This window comes from Escherichia sp. KTE31, from assembly GCF_000407925.1.
Taxonomy (GTDB): Bacteria; Pseudomonadota; Gammaproteobacteria; order Enterobacterales; family Enterobacteriaceae; genus Escherichia; species Escherichia ruysiae.
In genome coordinates this window covers 106,545-124,092 of record NZ_KE136723.1, presented here as the reverse complement: position 1 = coordinate 124,092, position 17,548 = coordinate 106,545, and the positions used below count along the sequence as shown (strand labels likewise).

The window sequence follows — 17,548 nt, the reverse complement described above, 5'->3', positions numbered from 1 at the left end:
ACAGGAGGATACACATGCCAACTCAAGAAGCGAAAGCTCATCACGTGGGTGAATGGGCATCTCTGCGCAATACGTCGCCGGAAATAGCCGAGGCCATTTTTGAAGTCGCCGGGTACGATGAGAAAATGGCGGAAAAAATTTGGGAAGAAGGTAGCGATGAAGTGTTAGTCAAAGCCTTTGCCAAAACCGATAAAGATTCGCTTTTTTGGGGCGAACAGACCATCGAACGTAAAAACGTTTAACCATGAAACTCCCCCGCAGCTGACGGGGGAGTTTTCTGTTATTTCACCGCTTCATTCAACACGCTATCAAACTTATCCATCGGACAAAAACCATTAGCATCTATCGGGCAACCGCTTAATTCCAGCGTCACCCGCTGAGCCGGAGCCTGCAACGTTAACGCATCGGCATTACGTAACTGTTCCGCGCTCTGGTATACATACTCGATTTTCATCAAATCACGATTGGCTTTGCTGTCATGCCAACGCTGGAAAACGATTTTGCCGCCAATTGGCGTGCGTTCGTTCTGGTCATGCAACTGATAGGGTTTAAAATCCAGCGCGGTGAGCAGCGAGGCAATATTAGAGTCATGCCCTACCAACACAGTGATTTTCGGTGCGCTGGCGCGATCGGTGACCAGGGCTTTGTCGATATAACTGACCAGCGGTTTCGCAACATTGCGCGCTACTTCCGGTGAGGTAAACAGGCTGTCCTGGTAGCCGTTTTTCAGCTTCGACAACACCTTCCACTGTTGGTCAGATTTAATTTCCCCCCACGCCACCTGATCCATCGGGAAACCTTCGTAGTATTGCAAAGTGAAAGCATCCACCAGCGAGTTGCCGACTTTCAACGGTCCAGAAACGCCCGGCTCTTGTTGATACTTCGCACTGAAAGTATTTTTGCCATCCACCAGCGAACATTGCTGCTTCTCTTTACAGGCTGGAGAGTCTTTATAGTTAACGATTTTTTCCAGTAGCTGATAGCTGTCCGTCAGTTGTAGTTTGCTGAACTCTTTCTCCATTGCCGCCACCGCCTGCTCACTGAATGCGGCGGAATCATCGGTGATTACCGGGTTAAAGGTTGGATCCATGGTGCCCATTTTTTCCTGGTGATGAACAGGAATATCACATCCAGGGAATGCACCAGTAATAAAGAACTGCGCGGTAGCGACGGTACGTTGAAGGCTGTTTGCGTAAGCATAAACGGTGTCCGGCGGCGGGCATTCACCCGACTTTACCATCCCCTGCTCTGCCAGCCACTCACGCATGTAATGACCCATATACACTTCCAGCACGCCACCTTTAGTGGTGAGCTGCCCGCCGGGAACATCCCATTCCGGCCATTTATTCGGCGTCGACTGCTCAAGCACGCTGCCATTATTTGCCAGCGGCGCACGTAAGTTATGGCGACTCATCATCAGCACTTGCTGTAGCTGATAGCCTTCCGGTACAGCCTGTGCCTGAGCATTTGAAGAAAGCAAAGCCATCCCTGCCACGGCTGCGGCGATTAGCGTTTTTTTCATTCCTCACACCTCTTTTGTTATCAATGATTAAAGAGTGTGACAGAAATATGACTTTTTTCCGGGAACAGGTTCGCAAATTAGCAGATAACGAGGCGGGAAACTTGCAGAGCACCAGGCGATAGCGGACAGTCGCTGCGCTATCGCCTGGTTTGTATCGTTAAACTAATACCTGAAACAGCACGGCAAAAAGAATGATATTGGCAATGACAATGGTCCAACCGTTATAAAGCATATATTTCAGATGGGTTGATTGTGCCAGCCCCATTTGACCAAACATATCCGATGAAGGGAAAGGCCCAAACCAGTCCACTTGCGATGAGGCTAACAATACCGCCGTTGTCCCCTGTGGCGGCACTCCCGCAGCCATCAACATTGGACCAAATATTTTGTGCGTAAAGGTCATCTGAGCAACAGCGGCGCCTGGCACATGACCGATAATGTTAAAGGCAAAAATACAGAAGCAAAGCCATGCCGGAGATATCCCGGTTAACAGTGGTTGGGTGTATTCGAGCAATCCCTGATACGCCTGCAGGCTATCCATAAGTTCCAGAATCGGGTTATACAGCCAGTAGAGCAGAAACATCCACACCAGTCTGCCACACCCCTTATACAGCGCCTGCAGTATCCCGGCAGGGCTTAATCCTCCCACCAGTCCGGTGATCAAAGCCACCAGTAACATCACGATAATGGCAAAACTAAAACCTGCTTTTATCACTACACCGATAACCGCCATAACAATAATGGTTGCGGCAAATGCCAGCGCGCTGAGCTTGCGACGACGAACGCGGGCGGGTTCCTCTTCTTCCTGAGTTTTCTCAGAGAGATCCACTTCGTAGTGTAATTTTCCTTCCGTCATCTTCTGAATTCGCCCGGCCATGATCCAGCCAGCGAATAACGTCACGGCGCTCATTGGTAATCCAACGTACATCAGGTATTGCGGATAAGTCAGGCCGCCGAGTTGTAAAATCGTCACGGTACTGGGAGTAAATGGCCCGGTAAACAATCCCACTGAGCCTGCCGTCATCATCAGTGCAGCCACCGTAGGCGGTGTCAGCCGTACTGCCGCCGCCACAGGAATAATCACCGCAACAATAATGGCATTGCCGCCTGCCATAGTGCCCAGCGCGCCACAGATGAGAATGGAAGAGACAACGATGCCAAATTTGACCCGCGTCTGGCTGGAAAGCCCGATACGATGTACCACAAATTTGACCAGTTCAACGGCGGCTCCGGTACGTGTTGCCACTTCACCAACACCGGCACCAAGCATAATGATCAGACCTACAGTGGCGATAAACGATCCCGTCGATTTTGCCAGCATGGTGCCCATTTCCGGTAAGCCGGTGGAGGTCATGATCATCGCAATAATAATCGATGAAATAACCGCCAGAACAATATCGACGCCTATCAACGAGAGCACCGCTAACGCTACCAGCGGTGTAAAACCAAGCAGTCCGAGTTCATTACCTGGACGCCCCTGACACCAGAACGCTGTCAGTAAAAAAACAACCAACAGTAAGCCAATAATGACATTCTTTTTGGTGATATTTTGTCTGGTTAGCGAACCACCAGCGAGTATTGAGTCACTCATATAACTCCTTAACCCCATCGAATCGACCATCAATATCAGCCGATGTATTTGGACAGCTCAGAAAATATCCCCCCTCGTTATTATTGTTAGCAAAATGCACTGAGGGTTTGTCCGGGTGCTACAGGTATTATTCTGAGTTCGTAATTAACCCCTTTAGGTGGGCAAATAACGCATTGTTACCAGAACAGGCGTTACAGATTAAATTTATGTTAACTTGGTGTTACCATGAAATGACTTTTTATCTATCGTCTATAACTCTGGGTTAACTCTTAATGAAACTGCGCCACCTGGAAATCTTCTATGCCGTGATGACATGCGGGACACTTTCCCGGGCTGCGGAATCGCTGAATATTTCCCAGCCGGCCGCCAGTAAAGCGTTAAAAAACGCTGAACAAAAACTCGGTTTTCAGCTCTTTCAGCGAGTTCGTGGCAAGCTTCTTCCAACCAGCGAAGCGATCACACTTTTTGAAAAAGCGCAGTCGATTTATCACGAACTCGATAACCTGCGACTGCTGGCCGATAACCTGACGCGAGATCCGCGAGCCAAAATAGCCCTGGGATGCCTGCCAAGTCTGGGGTTAAGTCTGGTGCCAGAAATAGTCACCGCGTTTTACCAGCAGAATGCGAATCTGGTAATGACACTGACGACAGAGCACACCGAAACGTTGGTTAAAAAGCTTGATCTGCGTGAGATTGATCTGGCTCTGACGCTACAGCCGATTCAACAGGGGGAGATTATGACGACGCTGATAGCCGAAGTTCCGCTGGTTTATATCGACCGGGATTATCGACAGGGCGCGGTAGAAATAGACAAGATTGACCAACAACGCTGGATTTCTCCCGGCCCCTATTCCCTTTCCGATGCAATAGCCAAACGGCGTGATTTTTTGACGACGCGCCTGAATGTCCAGACATATTACATGGCGACTGAATTTGTAAAACGAGGAATGGGATGCAGTATTACCGATATTTTCTCTGCCCGTCATAACCTCCCGGCAGAGACAATTCACTCCATCGAACCACCAATAAAAATTGATCTTTGCTTACTACGCCGTGCCGATGTTTCGCTTAGCCCTATTACACAAAAATTTGTCGATTTCCTCTGTCAGCAATTACGTCAGCAACTGCGAGCCATTAACCTTGAGTTATACCCTGAAAATAAAAAGTCAATTGCGCCTCAGGCCTAAATGTTTTGACATACCCCCAACGCATTTATTAGCGGTGGATATCTCAGGTGATGAAAAAACGCATTGTAGTTATTGGCGGCGGGGTAATTGGTCTGGCGACAGCATGGGTTCTGGTAAAACAGGGCCATCAGGTGCAATTGTTAGAACGTAACAGTCAGGCAGGCGTCGCCACCAGTTTCGCTAATGGCGGGCAACTCAGCTATCGCTACGTGGCCCCTCTGGCGGATAAAGGCGTACCGATGCAGGGGCTTAAGTGGATGGGGAAAAGTGACTCCCCTCTGAATATGCGTTTGCGCATGTCATTTAGCCAGTGGCGCTGGTTGCTGGCGTTTTTAATGTCCTGTAATAGCCGGACAAATAAACTCAATGGCGACCATATTTTACGCTTATCACTGTTAAGTCGTCAGGTCATGGAAGAGTGGCTGCTGGAGGATAATCTTGATGATTTTCACTGGCGCCGTTCTGGCAAACTGATTATTCATCGCCGCCAGCAAGATTTAGCCAAAGCAGCAAAAGGCATTGATCCGCAATTTCAACAGGCTTTATCACGCGAAGAGTGTGTTCATCTTGAGCCAGCACTAAAACATATTGGTCATTCCCTGTGCGGTGGTATTTACTCCCCCGGCGATGAAACGGCGGACTGCTATAAGTTCTGTCAGGCATTACTTGCCAAACTTAATGCCAGTGCGAATTTTTCGCTACAGACCGATTGCGAAGTTTTGCAGTTGAACAAAAAAGGTGAGCGCATTGAGTCTATTACCACCCGCACTGGAACGCTGGTTGCGGATGATTATGTCGTTGCCGCCGGTAATGGCAGCACGCATTTGCTTGCCGGAACCGGGACTCACGTACCGCTCTGTGGTCTGAAAGGCTACAGTCTGACGCTCCCCTTCCCACAAAAAATGGGGATCGCACCACAAATCAGTGTCACCGACTATGGTCATAAAATTGTCTATGCCCGGCTCGGTGACCGGTTGCGCATCGCCGCCATGGTCGATATTGGCTACGACGGTACTGAACTGCGCTCTGAACGCATTGGCGCTTTAAAACAGATCGTAGCTGCCAGTTTTCCGCAACTGCAAGGTATCGATGAGGCCGAATTATGGACGGGTATGCGTCCATCCACCCCTGCGGGTCCGCCGCTATTAGGACGGGCGAAGTATCAAAATCTATGGATGAATCTTGGTCAGGGCAGTCTGGGCTTTACGCTGGCGGCGGGTAGTGCCGTGGTGTTAGGCGCTCTGCTGTCGGGAGAAGATCCTGCAATTTCACTTGATGGACTGACATGGAGCCAATCAGCTTGAATATCAAACGTAATAACCCACAACCGCGTCTTGCCGCCAGTGTGGAATATGGCAATCTTGTTTTTCTCTCCGGTCAGACACCGAAGAGCAATACTCCGTCCATCGCGCAACAAACGCGCGAAGTGCTGGAGAAAATCGACGCATTACTTGCTGAAGCTGGCAGTGATAAATTTCATCTCTTGTCCGCTCAGATATGGTTAAAAGATATCAGCCGAGATTTTGCCGAGTTCAACGACGTATGGGTTAGCTGGATACCAGAAGGATATAGCCCGGCACGTGCTACCGTACAAGCTGAGATGGCTCGCCCGGAGATTCTGGTTGAAGTGATGGTCACTGCGGTAAAAGCGGGATAAGCCCCCATTTTCTGCCCCCTGGCAAGGTCGTCATGGGGCATCCCTGAAGGTTAAATGTCCCCTCTTTTACCTGCCAACATTCAGGCTGAAAATATCATTTTTAGTTATGTTGTTGTCTCTGGCCTACGATTTTTTCTGATTTCCCCTACACTTAACACTGATACCTTGTCAGGGGTTTCCCTTTGTCTGTATTGATTTACGCGAGATAACGCTATGGAATTAAAGGATTATTACGCCATCATGGGCGTGAAACCGACGGACGATCTCAAGACAATCAAGACCGCCTATCGTCGACTGGCCCGCAAATACCATCCTGATGTCAGCAAAGAACCGGATGCCGAAGCCCGCTTCAAAGAGGTCGCTGAAGCGTGGGAAGTGTTGAGTGATGAGCAACGTCGCGCTGAGTATGATCAGATGTGGCAACATCGCAACGATCCGCAATTTAACCGCCAGTTCCATCATGGCGACGGTCAGAGTTTTAACGCCGAAGATTTTGACGATATCTTCTCGTCAATTTTCGGTCAACATGCCCGCCAGAGTCGCCAGCGCCCCGCCACACGCGGCCACGATATTGAAATTGAAGTGGCGGTATTCCTTGAAGAAACGCTTACTGAGCATAAGCGTACCATCAGCTATAACCTGCCGGTTTATAACGCCTTTGGCATGATCGAGCAGGAAATCCCCAAAACGCTAAATGTGAAGATCCCGGCGGGCGTCGGCAATGGTCAACGCATCCGCCTGAAAGGCCAGGGGACGCCGGGAGAAAACGGTGGTCCAAATGGCGACCTGTGGCTGGTGATTCATATTGCGCCGCATCCATTGTTTGATATTGTCGGTCAGGATCTGGAAATTGTGGTGCCGGTTAGCCCGTGGGAAGCGGCACTGGGTACAAAAGTCACTGTACCAACACTGAAAGAAAGCATTTTGCTGACTATCCCGCCAGGCAGTCAGGCCGGGCAACGATTGCGCGTTAAAGGCAAAGGTCTGGTGAGCAAAAAACAGACCGGCGATCTGTATGCGGTACTGAAAATCGTAATGCCGCCGAAACCGGATGAAAACACTGCCGCGCTGTGGCAGCAACTGGCAGACGCCCAGTCGTCTTTTGATCCACGTAAAGATTGGGGGAAAGCATGATGGCTAATGTTACGGTGACTTTTACCATTACCGAATTTTGCCTGCATACCGGCATCTCTGAAGAGGAGTTGAATGAAATTGTCGGTTTGGGGGTGGTTGAACCGCGTGAGATCCAGGAAACAACCTGGGTATTTGACGACCATGCCGCCATCGTGGTGCAACGCGCAGTACGCCTGCGTCATGAACTGGCTCTGGACTGGCCTGGGATCGCGGTGGCGCTGACGTTAATGGATGATATTGCGCACCTGAAGCAGGAAAACCGCCTGCTGCGCCAGCGGCTTTCCCGGTTTGTAGCTCATCCGTGAGTTTGTTGCCTGATGCGACGCTTAACGCGTCTTATCAGGCCTACGAAGGGCATTGTTCCCGTAGGCAGGATAAGGCGTTCACGCCGCATCCGGCGGCTCTGCCATAATGCCTGATGCGACGCTTAACACTTCTTATCAGGCTTACAAATCGGCATTATCTCTATTGGTTATCGCAAGCAACAACTGGCTTAGTGCCGCGTAAAAACCAAAGCTATCATACCGATGGCAACGCGCAGCAAACTCAGGTAACCATTGCCACAGTGCCGTTAGCGTTTTTTGCCGCAAACAGTCGATTCTTCGCGCAGGAACAGTCCCCTCTCCCAGTGAAAAATGCAGATGACTTAACAACTCCAGATAGATCGCCAGATGATCTGACGGTTCGTTGAAATTGCCACTGGTTTCCATCCCCGCCTCAACTAACAAGCGTTTAATCTCTTGCTCGTCCTGTTTGTAGGCCGATGCATAAGGCAGCGCCGCTTGTTTGTCAGTCATCAGAAACAGTCCGCAAAAGTCAGCGGCGAGTTCCAGACGAGCGTCGTCACGCACTGCCAGGGCGGCGATGCGCAGTCGCACTGATGGCAAGCAATGGCTGGTCGAAGTGGAAGACAGCGGCTGCGGTATTGATCCCGCGAAACTGACAGAAATCTTCCAGCCATTCGTTCAGGTGAGCTGCAAACGCGGCGGCACCGGGCTGGGGCTGACTATCAGTAGCGGTCTGACCCAGGCGATGGGCGGCGAGCTGAGCGCCACCAGCACGCCGGGGCTGGAAGCGTGGTTGAATAAGAAAGACCTGAACGCGATTTGAATCAATATCAGCCAGTTAAGAATATTTAGAATAGTAGCATTTAGTATGCAACTTAACGGACTGGCAAAATCATGACAGAGAAAAAAAGAACCCGCTGGCAGCGGCGGCCAGGCACGACGGGCGGCAAATTACCGTGGAATGACTGGCGCAATGCCACGACCTGGCGTAAAGCGACGCAATTATTACTGTTAGCAATCAATATTTATATTGCCGTCACCTTCTGGTACTGGGTGCGCTATTACGAAACGGCAGGTAGTACGACATTTGTCGCCAGACCGGGAGGCATCGAAGGCTGGCTACCGATTGCCGGTCTGATGAATCTGAAATACAGCCTTGAGACAGGTCAATTACCTTCCGTCCATGCCGCTGCGATGCTGTTGCTGGTCGCTTTTATCATCATCAGTCTGTTGCTGAAAAAAGCCTTTTGTTCATGGCTATGCCCGGTTGGTACGCTTTCTGAATTAATCGGCGAGCTCGGGAAAAAACTGTTTGGTCGGCAATTTGCCCTTCCCCGCTGGCTGGATATTCCTCTGCGCACAGTGAAATATTTGCTGTTGAGTTTCTTTCTCTATATCGCGTTATTGATGCCCGCTCAGGCGATTCACTATTTTATGCTATCGCCCTACAGCGTGGTGATGGACGTTAAAATGCTCGATTTCTTTCGCCATATGGGAACAGCGACGTTAATCAGCGTGATCGTTTTACTGATTGCCAGCCTGTTTATTCGCCATGCCTGGTGTCGTTATCTCTGCCCATATGGTGCGCTGATGGGACTGGTTTCATTATTTTCGCCGTTTAAGATTCGTCGCAATGCCGAAAGTTGTATCGACTGCGGCAAATGCGCAAATAATTGTCCGTCACGGATACCTGTCGATAAATTAATCCAGGTTAGAACGGTGGAATGTACCGGCTGTATGACCTGCGTCGAGTCATGCCCGGTCGCTTCAACATTAACTTTTTCGCTGCAAAAACCTGCGGCAAATAAAAAGGCCTTTGCGTTGTCTGGCTGGTTAATGACGCTACTGGTTCTGGGGATTATGTTTGCGGTGATTGGTTATGCGATGTATGCGGGTGTATGGCAAAGCCCGGTGCCAGAAGAATTGTATCGACGCTTAATTCCGCAAGCACCAATGATTGGTCATTAAAATAGCAACAAGCGGAACATCACCTCGTGCGGGGTGATGTTCACAAAATCACATTATTTTGATTTTGACGTCATAACCTTCAAGCCCGGTCATTTTCTCCCGCGCAGTAAAGCGAATTTCAGAGACTTCTTTCCCTGTGTTCTTATTCAACTCGGCGATTTTTTGCGCAATAAACTCGGAGATTTCCGTTTCGGCTTGTTTTTTTAGCTCTTCAATATTCACTGTTAACCTCTTCTGGTCTTAAAAGACAGCAACACGCCAGCAAGGTGTTGGTTCCGATCCCCTGGTCAGGTTAGAAATGTTATAAGCCATCTGCATGAAAGATTCAATAATCAGTAGGTTATCGCTCAATATGCGTACAGGGATAAGTGCAAACAGAAGATATAAAAAAGGCTCCGCGAGGGAGCCTGATATTATTTTGTGAAATCCAGCGGCGCATGGTCAGTGCGTATTTGCAAGGCAACGTTATCAAAGGTGATCATCGTCGATTTACAGAAAATACACTTAGCGCCCAAAGGGTTTCGCTCCGTCACATCGAATGCCGATGTGCGGTACTGTGAACCATGACAACATGGACAGCGGAAATGGAGATGTTGAGTAATAACGGCAACCTTAGAGCGTAACAACGTTCGCTGCCGAGGGACCACGCTGCCCCTGCTCAATAGAAAATTCGACTTTCTGATTTTCATTCAGCGTGCGGAATTCATTGCTCTGGATGGCGGTGAAATGAACGAAAACGTCCTTGCTGCCATCATCAGGAGTGATAAAGCCAAAACCTTTATCTGCGTTAAACCATTTTACTAAACCAGTCATTTTATTAGACATATTTTACTTCCTTCATTTTGGGCCTTTCGGCAAACAGGGCTTTATTACAGAAACTACTTAGTGTTCAGGAGAGAGACTCAAAAGAAGGGGATAATGCCTGATAATGAGAACTGCTTTAGTAAACTACTTTGTATGCTGTCTGTCTTTCAAACCGACGCAGCTATTAACGCATGATAAATATGATTAAGCAAATTTTATTTTAGCCGTCCGGCGGTCTTAAATATCGCTGGCTTTATTTTATTAACCCCGTATAGTGCAGCGCAGTATTTTTAGTAAGGAATTTGTTTGTCCCGTAAAATGACAGGAATTGTCAAAACCTTTGATCGCAAAAGCGGCAAAGGATTCATCATCCCCTCCGACGGTCGTAAAGAAGTCCAGGTTCATATTTCCGCATTCAGTCCCCGCGACGCAGAAGTGCTCATCCCAGGATTACGCGTAGAATTTTGCCGCATTAATGGCCTGCGTGGACCAACAGCGGCAAATGTTTATTTATCCTGATGTAAACTACATGCCGGAATGCGCGCTTCATTCACTATTTGCGTAAAATCCGCCAGTGAACACATGCCCTGCGCGTTTCTCTCCTCACATTCTGCCAGTGTCAGTTTTACCTCTCCAGGCGGCGTTTTTAGCGATAGCGGCGTTTTATCACGCATCTGCTGCAAGGTCTGGAATACCAGCGAAACCTGAATCCATTGACTGTTATCACTTAGCCGCCGCCAGCGTTCAAATACCAGTTCACCACCCGGCGGGGTGTTATCCGGTTGGCCCGGCAGCGTCCAGTTAAGCTTCAGTGCGCCGCCGAGATTCGCCAGGTTGGTATCGTGCCCGGCAATAAACAACAGTGAAGTCGGTAGCGTAATTCCATAGATCGATTTTTGCGGGTTGTTTGGCGTCAGCGCCGTCAGAACTAAATCCAACAGCGGTGTGGCACGGCTACGAGCCACGTCAGGGGTACGTTGCAGCAAATAAAACTGCGCATTATGCAGACTTAACAAGGTGTTCCACTGATGTGAATCAGTGATTCGTCCCCAGCCAGGCTCCGGCATTCCCTGTGCTTGTTGCAGGAGAAAGATCTCCGTCAGCATGGATGCGAGGCTTACCGCACCTGTTAATGAGACGTTATCAGCACTCACCTTGAGTTCAGAGGGTAATGCCTGCGTGAACGAACAGCTTTCGTCTTGTTTCTCTCGTTTGAGGCACAGACTTGATTGCGGAAAATTGAGTACCCGCTCCAGTTCGTGAAATGCCGTTTGCCGATGATCGGTAAAATCAACGAGAGAGCCGCCTGCCCTGCTGAGAATCGCCTCAGTCACGTTCACTTTATCCAATTGGCAAACACCGGTTTTCAGGGGATTAAATAACGGATCGGGACGGGAAGTGTCTGACTGAGTATGTACGGTTATTGCACAATCGGGAGCCAGCCCGGCAGCAAAGGCTTCACCTGTTTTACGAGTGCGCTCGTCGACATCGGCAATAATCTCGACCTGCCCAGCTTTCGGGCAACCATTTTTTGCCAGTAAACCGTCAGCCACCAGGCGTTGGCGTTGGTAATGTCCGAGATAAGAGATCAGCTCACCGCCTCGTGGTGTCAGCCAACCCAGCTTCACCGGCCAGCCAGGCCAGGTGTCTGGAGTAACGTCCTGCATGAGTTGCGTAGATTTGGTGGGTGCTCGCACACCATGACGGCTGACAATCACTACACTTTCCAGCTTCAGTTCCGGCGCCCCCTGAGCAAATGCAGGTAGCGGTGTTAACGGAAGCAAAAGAGAAAAAAAGGGGATCAAAATCGCTTTCATCGCCAGGTTTCCGTTTTTCATGTTTCGCATTATTGCCTGATGCGACGCTGATGCGTCTCATCAGGCCTACGTTCGTTGTGCGTCAAATCAACCTTTCAGACGCTGTTCCAGCCATACCAACACCACGGTGGAGAGTGAACACATCAACAAAATTCCGACGAACCACAATAAATACCACATTGATCATCCCTCCTTAGTACAGCTCACTATCGTGACGGCGAAGAGTTTCAGTTGTCATGCGCCCCCACATTTTGTAGTAGCTCCACACAGTGTAGAGCAACACAATAGGCAAAAATATCAGCACAATTACTAACATAATGCTCAACGTCAGCTGACTGGAGGTGCTGTCCCACAGCGTCAGGCTGGAGATCGGACTGATGCTCGAAGGCATGACAAACGGAAACAGCGTGATACCTGCCGTGAAGATAACGCCAAATTGCATCAATGATGCCAGCAGAAATCCCCAACCGGGGCGACCACGATAAATCGCCATCACCGTCAGTAACGGGCAGAAAAAACCCAGCAGCGGGAAGATCCACAATATCGGCGATTCAACAAAATTATTCATCCAGGCACCGGGCAGTACGGCAACCAGTTTCATTAACGGATTGGACGGGCCGTTAACATCCTGGGCAAGCAATACAAAGCCATCAATACCCACCCACAGCCAGTACCCCGCCAGCAAAAAGCACAGCATGACCAACAGAGCAGCGCGTTTGGTCGCCAGCTGTGAACGCAGGTGAATAGCACCGACTGTTTTTAGTTGTAACCAGACGCCCCCTTGCAAAATCACCATGCCCAGACTGAGCAAACCACACAGTAATGGGAACGGTGTCAGCAATTGCCAGAAAGAACCGAGGTACTCCACGCGTAATTGCGGCGTGAAGACAAACGGCACGCCAAGTAACAAATTGCCGAACGCGATACCGAAGACCACCGGCGGCACCAGACTACCGATGACCAGACCGGCATCCCACATTTTACGCCAGCGTGCATCGGCGATTTTTCCACGATAATCAAAAGCCAGCGGGCGAAAGAACAGCGAGCACAGCACCAGAATCATCGCCACGTAAAAACCAGAAAACGCCGCTGCATAGACTCTGGGCCAGGCGGCAAATAATGCCCCGCCCGCAAGAATCAACCAGACCTGGTTGCCTTCCCAGTGCGCGCCAACGCTGTTAATCAATACCCGACGTTCATCATCATCACGTGCCACCAGCGGCAGCAGACAGCCAATCCCCATGTCAAATCCATCGGAGATCATAAAGACCACCAAGATGACGCCAATCAGCAGCCACCAGATGAAGCGCAATGTTTCATAATCAAACATGATTCTCTCCTTTACCCCTGTTGCTGCGTCGGTTGTTCACTCTGCATCGCGCTCGGCCCCAGACGGGCATATTTCTGCATCAGGTAGACTTCGGCGATTAAGAACAGGGTATAAAGCCCTACGATCATGATCAGTGAGAAAGCCAGTTGGCCCGTGGTTAATGCGGAGTGCGCGGAGTATGTCGGTAAAATGTCCTGAATCGCCCACGGCTGACGACCAAACTCGGTCATAAACCACCCGGCTTCAATGGCAATCCACGGCAGTGGCAAACTCCAGAGCGCCATTTTCAGCACCCAACGATGCTGGTCGATTTTGCCGCGCAGCGTCTGAACGAGCGCAATCAGCATTACCAGTAACAGCAGCGAACCGCAGCCCACCATGATGCGGAAACTCCAGAACACCGGCGCAACCTGTGGAATAGCGCCACGCATCGCCGCCTGATACTGCGCAGGTGTGACATGATTCATATCCGGCGCATAGCGGGAGAGCAACATGCCGTAACCGAGATCGCTTTCCAGATTACGAAACGCCTGCAGAACATGCGGCTCACGGTTGCCCTGCGAGATCTTCTGCATCAGCAGCCAGGCCATACGTCCACGTTGCAAGCGTGGATAGGTTTCAGCCATCAAATTTTTCAGCCCCGGAACGGGCTTATCTAATGAGTGAGTGGCGAGGATCCCTAACAGTGTGGGAATTTTGATGGCAAAGGCATTACGTTCTTGATCCTGTTCCGGCCAGGCAACAAGATGGAACGGCGCAGGTGCGGGTTCGGTTTGCCACTCCCCTTCCATTGCTGCCAGTTTTACCGGCTGAACGCGTGCGACTTCATAAGCAGAGCTGTCTCCAAGTTGCAGCGCGCCGATTATCGCCAGTGTGCCAAAGACCGAGCCGATGGCAAACGAACGTAGCGCAACATCACGCTCCCGTCCGCGCAGTAAATACCAGGCGCTGATCGCCATAATGAACATCGCCCCGGTCACATAACCCGCCATCACCGTATGGACAAACTTCACCTGGCTGACAGGGTTAAAAACCAGATCGCTGAAACTGGTCATCTCCATACGCAGGGTGTCGATATCGAAATGCGCGCCGGTCGGGAACTGCATCCAGCCGTTGGCATTCAAAATCCACAATGCGGAGATATTGGAACCGAATGCCACCAGCCAGGTAACCAGCAGATGCTGGTATTTATTCAGCCGTTGCCAGCCGAAGAAGAACAGCCCGACAAAGGTGGATTCGAGGAAGAAGGCCATTAATGCTTCCATCGCCAGCGGTGCGCCAAAAATGTCGCCCACATAGTTGGAATAGAATGACCAGTTAGTACCAAACTGAAACTCCATCGTCAGGCCGGTGGCCACGCCGAGAGCGAAGTTGATACCGAAGAGCTTACCCCAGAAACGCGTCATATCGCGGTAGACTGTTTTGCCGGTGACCACGTAAATGGTTTCCATGATAGCCAGCAAAAAAATCAGCCCCAGGGTAAGGGGCACGAATAAAAAGTGGTACAGCGCGGTCAGTGCAAACTGCCAGCGCGATAAGTCAATAACATCCCACATGCGAACTCCTGTAGGCGAAGAGAGGGAAATAACCCTTTAATAGTAGATCTCCCTTTTTACCCTTACAGTTTGTAGGTGGTTGTATTCGCTGATTGCGATATTCATAAGACTGAAAGCGACATTTGCCGCCGTTTTCACTGTTGCTCGTTTTCCACCAGCCACTGGCACACCTCGCCCAACCGCTGCGCAGAATCCGCCAAATCTTCCGGCGCTGCCAGCACAACTTCCGGTATAGGGCAGATTTCATAACTCTCAAGCAGCGGGCCTTTTAGGGTGTCCGTGCAGCGTAAATGCCAGACATGGCGTAACCCGGTGGCGTTGATATAGCTCTCGCCATAGCCAATAGTGCGAATCTGAATATTCCCCGCCCCGCAAAGGCGCGAGAGAAAAAGTCGGTCAGCTTCGCTGATGGGCAATTGCGTCAGGTTAATACTGTGCGGCTGCGTGTCAGGGCTACGCACATGCGCCAGCAATTCATGAGCCAGCGGCAGTCCGTTCATCAGGCCATCAACAGGCGGCGGTAACAGCGAATCTGTCGGCAAGACGTTTTGCGTTGCCGCCTGCCACAACGGCAGCGGCGCGCAGCCCACCTCCAGTTTGTCCTCCAGCAACTGTTCGCCGCGACGTCTGCGCACTCGCCATAATCCGCAGAAGATCGCCTCCTGAATTTCACTTTCACTGCCATCAACATGTTGGATGCGAACTGACACTTCCCCTTCCCCGAGAAGCGTATTGATAAAGTGGCGATCGTAAGCGTTGAGATTGAACAGATCGACTGCCAGCACCTCGCCCAAAGGGGGGATACGTTGACTTAGCTGTTGTTGCAGTTCGTTTAACAGCACAATCACCTGCGGGCTATGTGCACACTGTTCCAGTGCCGCCATGCTCGGTTCATCATTCACCTGGCAGGTGATCGGCAGCGGATTCATACTGAAACTGTCGTCGTCAGGTTGCGTTCCTGGCCCCAGCAAATGGAAAAAAGTGTCACTCATGAGGCACGCTCCTGTTGCGGTTCGACAAGCCCACGCATCAGGTTTATCAGCTCCGCCCACGGGTGAATACCATTCAGCACGCCGCGATAGCTACCGCCGGTAAACACCAGTGTGGCGGGAAAGCGAAAAACACCAAAGCGATCGCCGATGGCTTCGCTCTGTGCAAGATCGGCTACCGCCACCTGCCAAACATAGTCTGGAAATTCGCGCAGTAATTCGCCAATCATTACCGGATTATCGCTGACCTCCGGCGTGCGTTTCGGATCGCTGCTTAACAGCACTACGCCGTCTGGCGCCTGCGATAACCAGTCATCAAGGCTGGATTCTGTGACAGGTGTCCATCCACGCGCCAGCATACGCTGCCACAACGCATTAAAAGGAGAGTCATTGATCATCCCTGCTCCTCCAGCGTCATCCGGTACTGGCGTAAGCGAACGCCTTCATAATTTTCCATCGACAGACAGTCATAGTTGAGACAGCGTGATTCCTCTGCCAGATGCGGCACTATTCCCCACTCAGCCAGTTGCGCCAGCGCCAACTGTTCTGCTGCTGGCAGTTGTTCATGCGCCAACTCGCTCAGGCTGCCGCCATAGTCGTCGAGCATTGCCGGTTGCAGCCCGACCAGGGCGATTTGTGCAGGCAAATGCCCACGAATATCCGCCAGCGCCAGCACTTCGGAGAAACTGTTCTGGTGCAGACTCATTTTCTTCGCGCTGAGGTATGCCGGAATGCGCTCTCCGGCATACGTCCGTAGCGTTCCTGGCTCCAGCCCATAATCAATGGCATCGAGGATCAACAAGTGGCTGGCGCTTTCAACGTAGCCCAGCAAATTCAGCCCCTGAGTGCCGCCATCGACAATCTCCACGTTTTCGGGCCAGTGATAATGGGCATATAGCCGTTCCGCCACCCGCACGCCGAAACCTTCATCGGCCCACAGCAGGTTGCCCAGCCCCATCACCACCACGCGCTGCTCGCTCATGAACGCTCCTTGTTGCTTTTGACTTTAAAAAACTTGTGGCTGCGGTAGCCGTTCACCATCGTGGAGATCACCGTGTCGTCGGACATAATGTCTTCACGCAGCGCCATATAGACATGACCGATCACAAAAGCGCCAATCAACCACATGCCCAGCCGATGCCAGCTGTGAATGTCCATTGAGTTGCCGCCCGTCCAGTAGAAAAATTCCACCACGTAACGGAACGGTGTGAAGATAGCGTACTGACTGTGTTCGCTGAACAGCGCAAAACCGGTGACGATCATAAAGACAGACATCAGGAAATAGCCGAACATCGCCGCCTGGGCGATGGGGTTATGACCAATATCGGCACTCGGGCGTTTTGCCAGAAACAGATACCAGCGGATTTCATACCACACGCCCAGCCACCAGCTTTTACGCCATACCGGTACGATGAAAAGCTCGCGTGAATAGCGATTACCAACGAACGCCCAGTAAATCCGCATCAGCAATATCACGGTAAAAATCATCCCTGCGCTGAAGTGAATTAACCTGATGTAGCCCATATAGAACAGATACGTCGCCTCGCCGCTGACCGAAGGCAGCGGCTTGCCGATAAAGTAACCGGTGACCATCAACACCGCCATGCATAACACCGTCAGCCAGTGCCATATCCGCACAGGTGCTTCAAAGACATAATGGCTGACAACGTTGTCGCTTTTCTGTTGCATGATGATTCTCCTTCGCT

Annotated in this window: 21 protein-coding genes and 3 pseudogenes; 9 read left to right on the top strand and 15 right to left on the bottom strand. The window is 50.8% G+C overall.

What is annotated here, in order from left to right; genetic code table 11:
- Positions 1-14 precede the first annotated feature (14 nt).
- Entirely contained in the window at positions 15-242 is a 228-nt protein-coding gene (locus WES_RS12850) for a YccJ family protein (protein ID WP_001143120.1), read from the top strand.
- Positions 243-280: 38 nt separating this feature from the next.
- On the opposite strand, the gene agp is transcribed toward WES_RS12850, so the two are convergent.
- Both agp and WES_RS12860 read right to left on the bottom strand, forming a co-directional pair.
- On the bottom strand, positions 281-1,522 hold the full coding sequence (gene agp, locus WES_RS12855) for a bifunctional glucose-1-phosphatase/inositol phosphatase (protein ID WP_000751739.1): 1,242 nt from the start codon (positions 1,520-1,522) through the stop codon (positions 281-283).
- Positions 1,523-1,679: 157 nt separating this feature from the next.
- Positions 1,680-3,113, bottom strand: coding sequence for a hypothetical protein (locus tag WES_RS12860; RefSeq protein ID WP_016158036.1), 1,434 nt, complete (start codon positions 3,111-3,113; stop codon positions 1,680-1,682).
- A 272-nt stretch (positions 3,114-3,385) separates the two neighbouring features.
- Between WES_RS12860 and WES_RS12865 the strand changes: the two genes are divergently transcribed.
- From WES_RS12865 to cbpM, 5 genes are all read left to right on the top strand, one after another.
- The gene (locus WES_RS12865; RefSeq protein ID WP_000776563.1) at positions 3,386-4,300 is read left to right on the top strand and encodes an HTH-type transcriptional regulator AdmX; all 915 of its coding nucleotides are present in this window, start codon (positions 3,386-3,388) and stop codon (positions 4,298-4,300) included.
- 50 nt (positions 4,301-4,350) lie between these two features.
- A complete protein-coding gene (locus WES_RS12870; RefSeq protein ID WP_000746241.1) occupies positions 4,351-5,604 on the top strand; it encodes a D-amino acid dehydrogenase in 1,254 nt (417 codons plus the stop codon).
- Positions 5,601-5,957: a RidA family protein gene (locus WES_RS12875; RefSeq protein WP_024195116.1), complete on the top strand. Its 357-nt coding sequence runs from the start codon at positions 5,601-5,603 to the stop codon at positions 5,955-5,957. Before WES_RS12870 ends, WES_RS12875 begins: the two co-directional genes overlap by 4 nt.
- A 213-nt stretch (positions 5,958-6,170) precedes the next feature.
- Positions 6,171-7,091 carry a curved DNA-binding protein gene (gene cbpA / locus WES_RS12880; RefSeq protein WP_000420625.1) on the top strand — a complete coding sequence of 307 codons (921 nt, stop codon included), beginning with the start codon at positions 6,171-6,173 and terminating at the stop codon, positions 7,089-7,091.
- The gene (cbpM, locus tag WES_RS12885; RefSeq protein ID WP_000024560.1) at positions 7,091-7,396 is read left to right on the top strand and encodes a chaperone modulator CbpM; all 306 of its coding nucleotides are present in this window, start codon (positions 7,091-7,093) and stop codon (positions 7,394-7,396) included. Before cbpA ends, cbpM begins: the two co-directional genes overlap by 1 nt.
- Positions 7,397-7,537: 141 nt before the next feature.
- Here cbpM and torD read toward each other — a convergent pair.
- Positions 7,538-7,960, bottom strand: a pseudogene (gene torD, locus WES_RS0121210) (molecular chaperone TorD); the annotation flags it as partial.
- Here torD and WES_RS12890 point away from each other — a divergent pair.
- Positions 7,956-8,156 (top strand): annotated as a pseudogene (locus tag WES_RS12890) (ATP-binding protein); the annotation flags it as partial. The pseudogenes torD and WES_RS12890 overlap by 5 nt on opposite strands.
- Positions 8,157-8,272: 116 nt before the next feature.
- A complete protein-coding gene (locus tag WES_RS12895) occupies positions 8,273-9,346 on the top strand; it encodes a 4Fe-4S binding protein (RefSeq protein ID WP_016158032.1) in 1,074 nt (357 codons plus the stop codon).
- 48 nt (positions 9,347-9,394) lie between these two features.
- Here WES_RS12895 and WES_RS12900 read toward each other — a convergent pair whose 3' ends face one another.
- The 4 genes and pseudogenes from WES_RS12900 to cspG all read right to left on the bottom strand — a co-directional run bounded on the left by WES_RS12900 (position 9,395) and on the right by cspG (position 10,171).
- Positions 9,395-9,568, bottom strand: a complete 174-nt coding sequence (locus WES_RS12900; protein WP_001019202.1) for a GnsA/GnsB family addiction module toxin — start codon at positions 9,566-9,568, stop codon at positions 9,395-9,397.
- Positions 9,558-9,785: pseudogene (locus WES_RS24350) on the bottom strand (cold-shock protein). Before WES_RS24350 ends, WES_RS12900 begins: the two are co-directional and overlap by 11 nt.
- Positions 9,760-9,948, bottom strand: coding sequence for a cold shock small protein YmcF (locus WES_RS22535; protein WP_071524879.1), 189 nt, complete (start codon positions 9,946-9,948; stop codon positions 9,760-9,762). Before WES_RS22535 ends, WES_RS24350 begins: the two are co-directional and overlap by 26 nt.
- Before the next feature lie 10 nt (positions 9,949-9,958).
- Entirely contained in the window at positions 9,959-10,171 is a 213-nt protein-coding gene (cspG, locus tag WES_RS12905) for a cold shock protein CspG (protein ID WP_000066493.1), read from the bottom strand.
- Positions 10,172-10,456: 285 nt separating this feature from the next.
- Here cspG and cspH point away from each other — a divergent pair, with 285 nt between their 5' ends.
- Positions 10,457-10,669, top strand: a complete 213-nt coding sequence (gene cspH / locus WES_RS12910; RefSeq protein WP_000087759.1) for a cold shock-like protein CspH — start codon at positions 10,457-10,459, stop codon at positions 10,667-10,669.
- Here cspH and WES_RS12915 read toward each other — a convergent pair.
- From WES_RS12915 to hyaC, 8 genes are all read right to left on the bottom strand, one after another.
- Positions 10,657-11,967, bottom strand: a complete 1,311-nt coding sequence (locus tag WES_RS12915; protein WP_024191095.1) for an AppA family phytase/histidine-type acid phosphatase — start codon at positions 11,965-11,967, stop codon at positions 10,657-10,659. The genes cspH and WES_RS12915 overlap by 13 nt on opposite strands.
- An 87-nt stretch (positions 11,968-12,054) precedes the next feature.
- The gene (gene cbdX / locus WES_RS12920) at positions 12,055-12,147 is read right to left on the bottom strand and encodes a cytochrome bd-II oxidase subunit CbdX (RefSeq protein WP_000270308.1); all 93 of its coding nucleotides are present in this window, start codon (positions 12,145-12,147) and stop codon (positions 12,055-12,057) included.
- 13 nt (positions 12,148-12,160) lie between these two features.
- Entirely contained in the window at positions 12,161-13,297 is a 1,137-nt protein-coding gene (gene appB, locus WES_RS12925) for a cytochrome d ubiquinol oxidase subunit II (protein WP_000460782.1), read from the bottom strand.
- A gap of 11 nt (positions 13,298-13,308) precedes the next feature.
- Positions 13,309-14,853 carry a cytochrome bd-II oxidase subunit 1 gene (gene appC / locus WES_RS12930; RefSeq protein ID WP_016158031.1) on the bottom strand — a complete coding sequence of 515 codons (1,545 nt, stop codon included), beginning with the start codon at positions 14,851-14,853 and terminating at the stop codon, positions 13,309-13,311.
- Positions 14,854-14,987: 134 nt separating this feature from the next.
- On the bottom strand, positions 14,988-15,845 hold the full coding sequence (locus WES_RS12935) for a hydrogenase expression/formation protein (RefSeq protein ID WP_016158030.1): 858 nt from the start codon (positions 15,843-15,845) through the stop codon (positions 14,988-14,990).
- Positions 15,842-16,240 carry a hydrogenase-1 operon protein HyaE gene (gene hyaE, locus WES_RS12940; protein ID WP_000606444.1) on the bottom strand — a complete coding sequence of 133 codons (399 nt, stop codon included), beginning with the start codon at positions 16,238-16,240 and terminating at the stop codon, positions 15,842-15,844. Before hyaE ends, WES_RS12935 begins: the two co-directional genes overlap by 4 nt.
- On the bottom strand, positions 16,237-16,824 hold the full coding sequence (hyaD, locus tag WES_RS12945; protein ID WP_016158029.1) for a hydrogenase 1 maturation protease: 588 nt from the start codon (positions 16,822-16,824) through the stop codon (positions 16,237-16,239). The genes hyaE and hyaD overlap by 4 nt, the downstream gene beginning before the upstream one ends.
- On the bottom strand, positions 16,821-17,531 hold the full coding sequence (hyaC, locus tag WES_RS12950) for a Ni/Fe-hydrogenase b-type cytochrome subunit (RefSeq protein ID WP_001186409.1): 711 nt from the start codon (positions 17,529-17,531) through the stop codon (positions 16,821-16,823). Before hyaC ends, hyaD begins: the two co-directional genes overlap by 4 nt.
- Positions 17,532-17,548: the final 17 nt, after the last annotated feature.

What these genes read in the sequence shown, in the direction of transcription:
- hyaC (WP_001186409.1), bottom strand. Translation starts at nt 17,531, where the DNA reads ATGCAACAGAAAAGCGACAACGTTGTCAGCCATTATGTCTTTGAAGCA.
- WES_RS12870 (WP_000746241.1), top strand. Translation starts at nt 4,351, where the DNA reads ATGAAAAAACGCATTGTAGTTATTGGCGGCGGGGTAATTGGTCTGGCG.
- hyaE (WP_000606444.1), bottom strand. Translation starts at nt 16,240, where the DNA reads ATGATCAATGACTCTCCTTTTAATGCGTTGTGGCAGCGTATGCTGGCG.
- cbpA (WP_000420625.1), top strand. Translation starts at nt 6,171, where the DNA reads ATGGAATTAAAGGATTATTACGCCATCATGGGCGTGAAACCGACGGAC.
- appB (WP_000460782.1), bottom strand. Translation starts at nt 13,297, where the DNA reads ATGTTTGATTATGAAACATTGCGCTTCATCTGGTGGCTGCTGATTGGC.
- agp (WP_000751739.1), bottom strand. Translation starts at nt 1,522, where the DNA reads ATGAAAAAAACGCTAATCGCCGCAGCCGTGGCAGGGATGGCTTTGCTT.
- WES_RS12895 (WP_016158032.1), top strand. Translation starts at nt 8,273, where the DNA reads ATGACAGAGAAAAAAAGAACCCGCTGGCAGCGGCGGCCAGGCACGACG.
- WES_RS12935 (WP_016158030.1), bottom strand. Translation starts at nt 15,845, where the DNA reads ATGAGTGACACTTTTTTCCATTTGCTGGGGCCAGGAACGCAACCTGAC.
- cspG (WP_000066493.1), bottom strand. Translation starts at nt 10,171, where the DNA reads ATGTCTAATAAAATGACTGGTTTAGTAAAATGGTTTAACGCAGATAAA.
- appC (WP_016158031.1), bottom strand. Translation starts at nt 14,853, where the DNA reads ATGTGGGATGTTATTGACTTATCGCGCTGGCAGTTTGCACTGACCGCG.
- hyaD (WP_016158029.1), bottom strand. Translation starts at nt 16,824, where the DNA reads ATGAGCGAGCAGCGCGTGGTGGTGATGGGGCTGGGCAACCTGCTGTGG.
- WES_RS12860 (WP_016158036.1), bottom strand. Translation starts at nt 3,113, where the DNA reads ATGAGTGACTCAATACTCGCTGGTGGTTCGCTAACCAGACAAAATATC.
- cbdX (WP_000270308.1), bottom strand. Translation starts at nt 12,147, where the DNA reads ATGTGGTATTTATTGTGGTTCGTCGGAATTTTGTTGATGTGTTCACTC.
- WES_RS12850 (WP_001143120.1), top strand. Translation starts at nt 15, where the DNA reads ATGCCAACTCAAGAAGCGAAAGCTCATCACGTGGGTGAATGGGCATCT.
- cbpM (WP_000024560.1), top strand. Translation starts at nt 7,091, where the DNA reads ATGGCTAATGTTACGGTGACTTTTACCATTACCGAATTTTGCCTGCAT.
- WES_RS12865 (WP_000776563.1), top strand. Translation starts at nt 3,386, where the DNA reads ATGAAACTGCGCCACCTGGAAATCTTCTATGCCGTGATGACATGCGGG.
- WES_RS12915 (WP_024191095.1), bottom strand. Translation starts at nt 11,967, where the DNA reads ATGAAAGCGATTTTGATCCCCTTTTTTTCTCTTTTGCTTCCGTTAACA.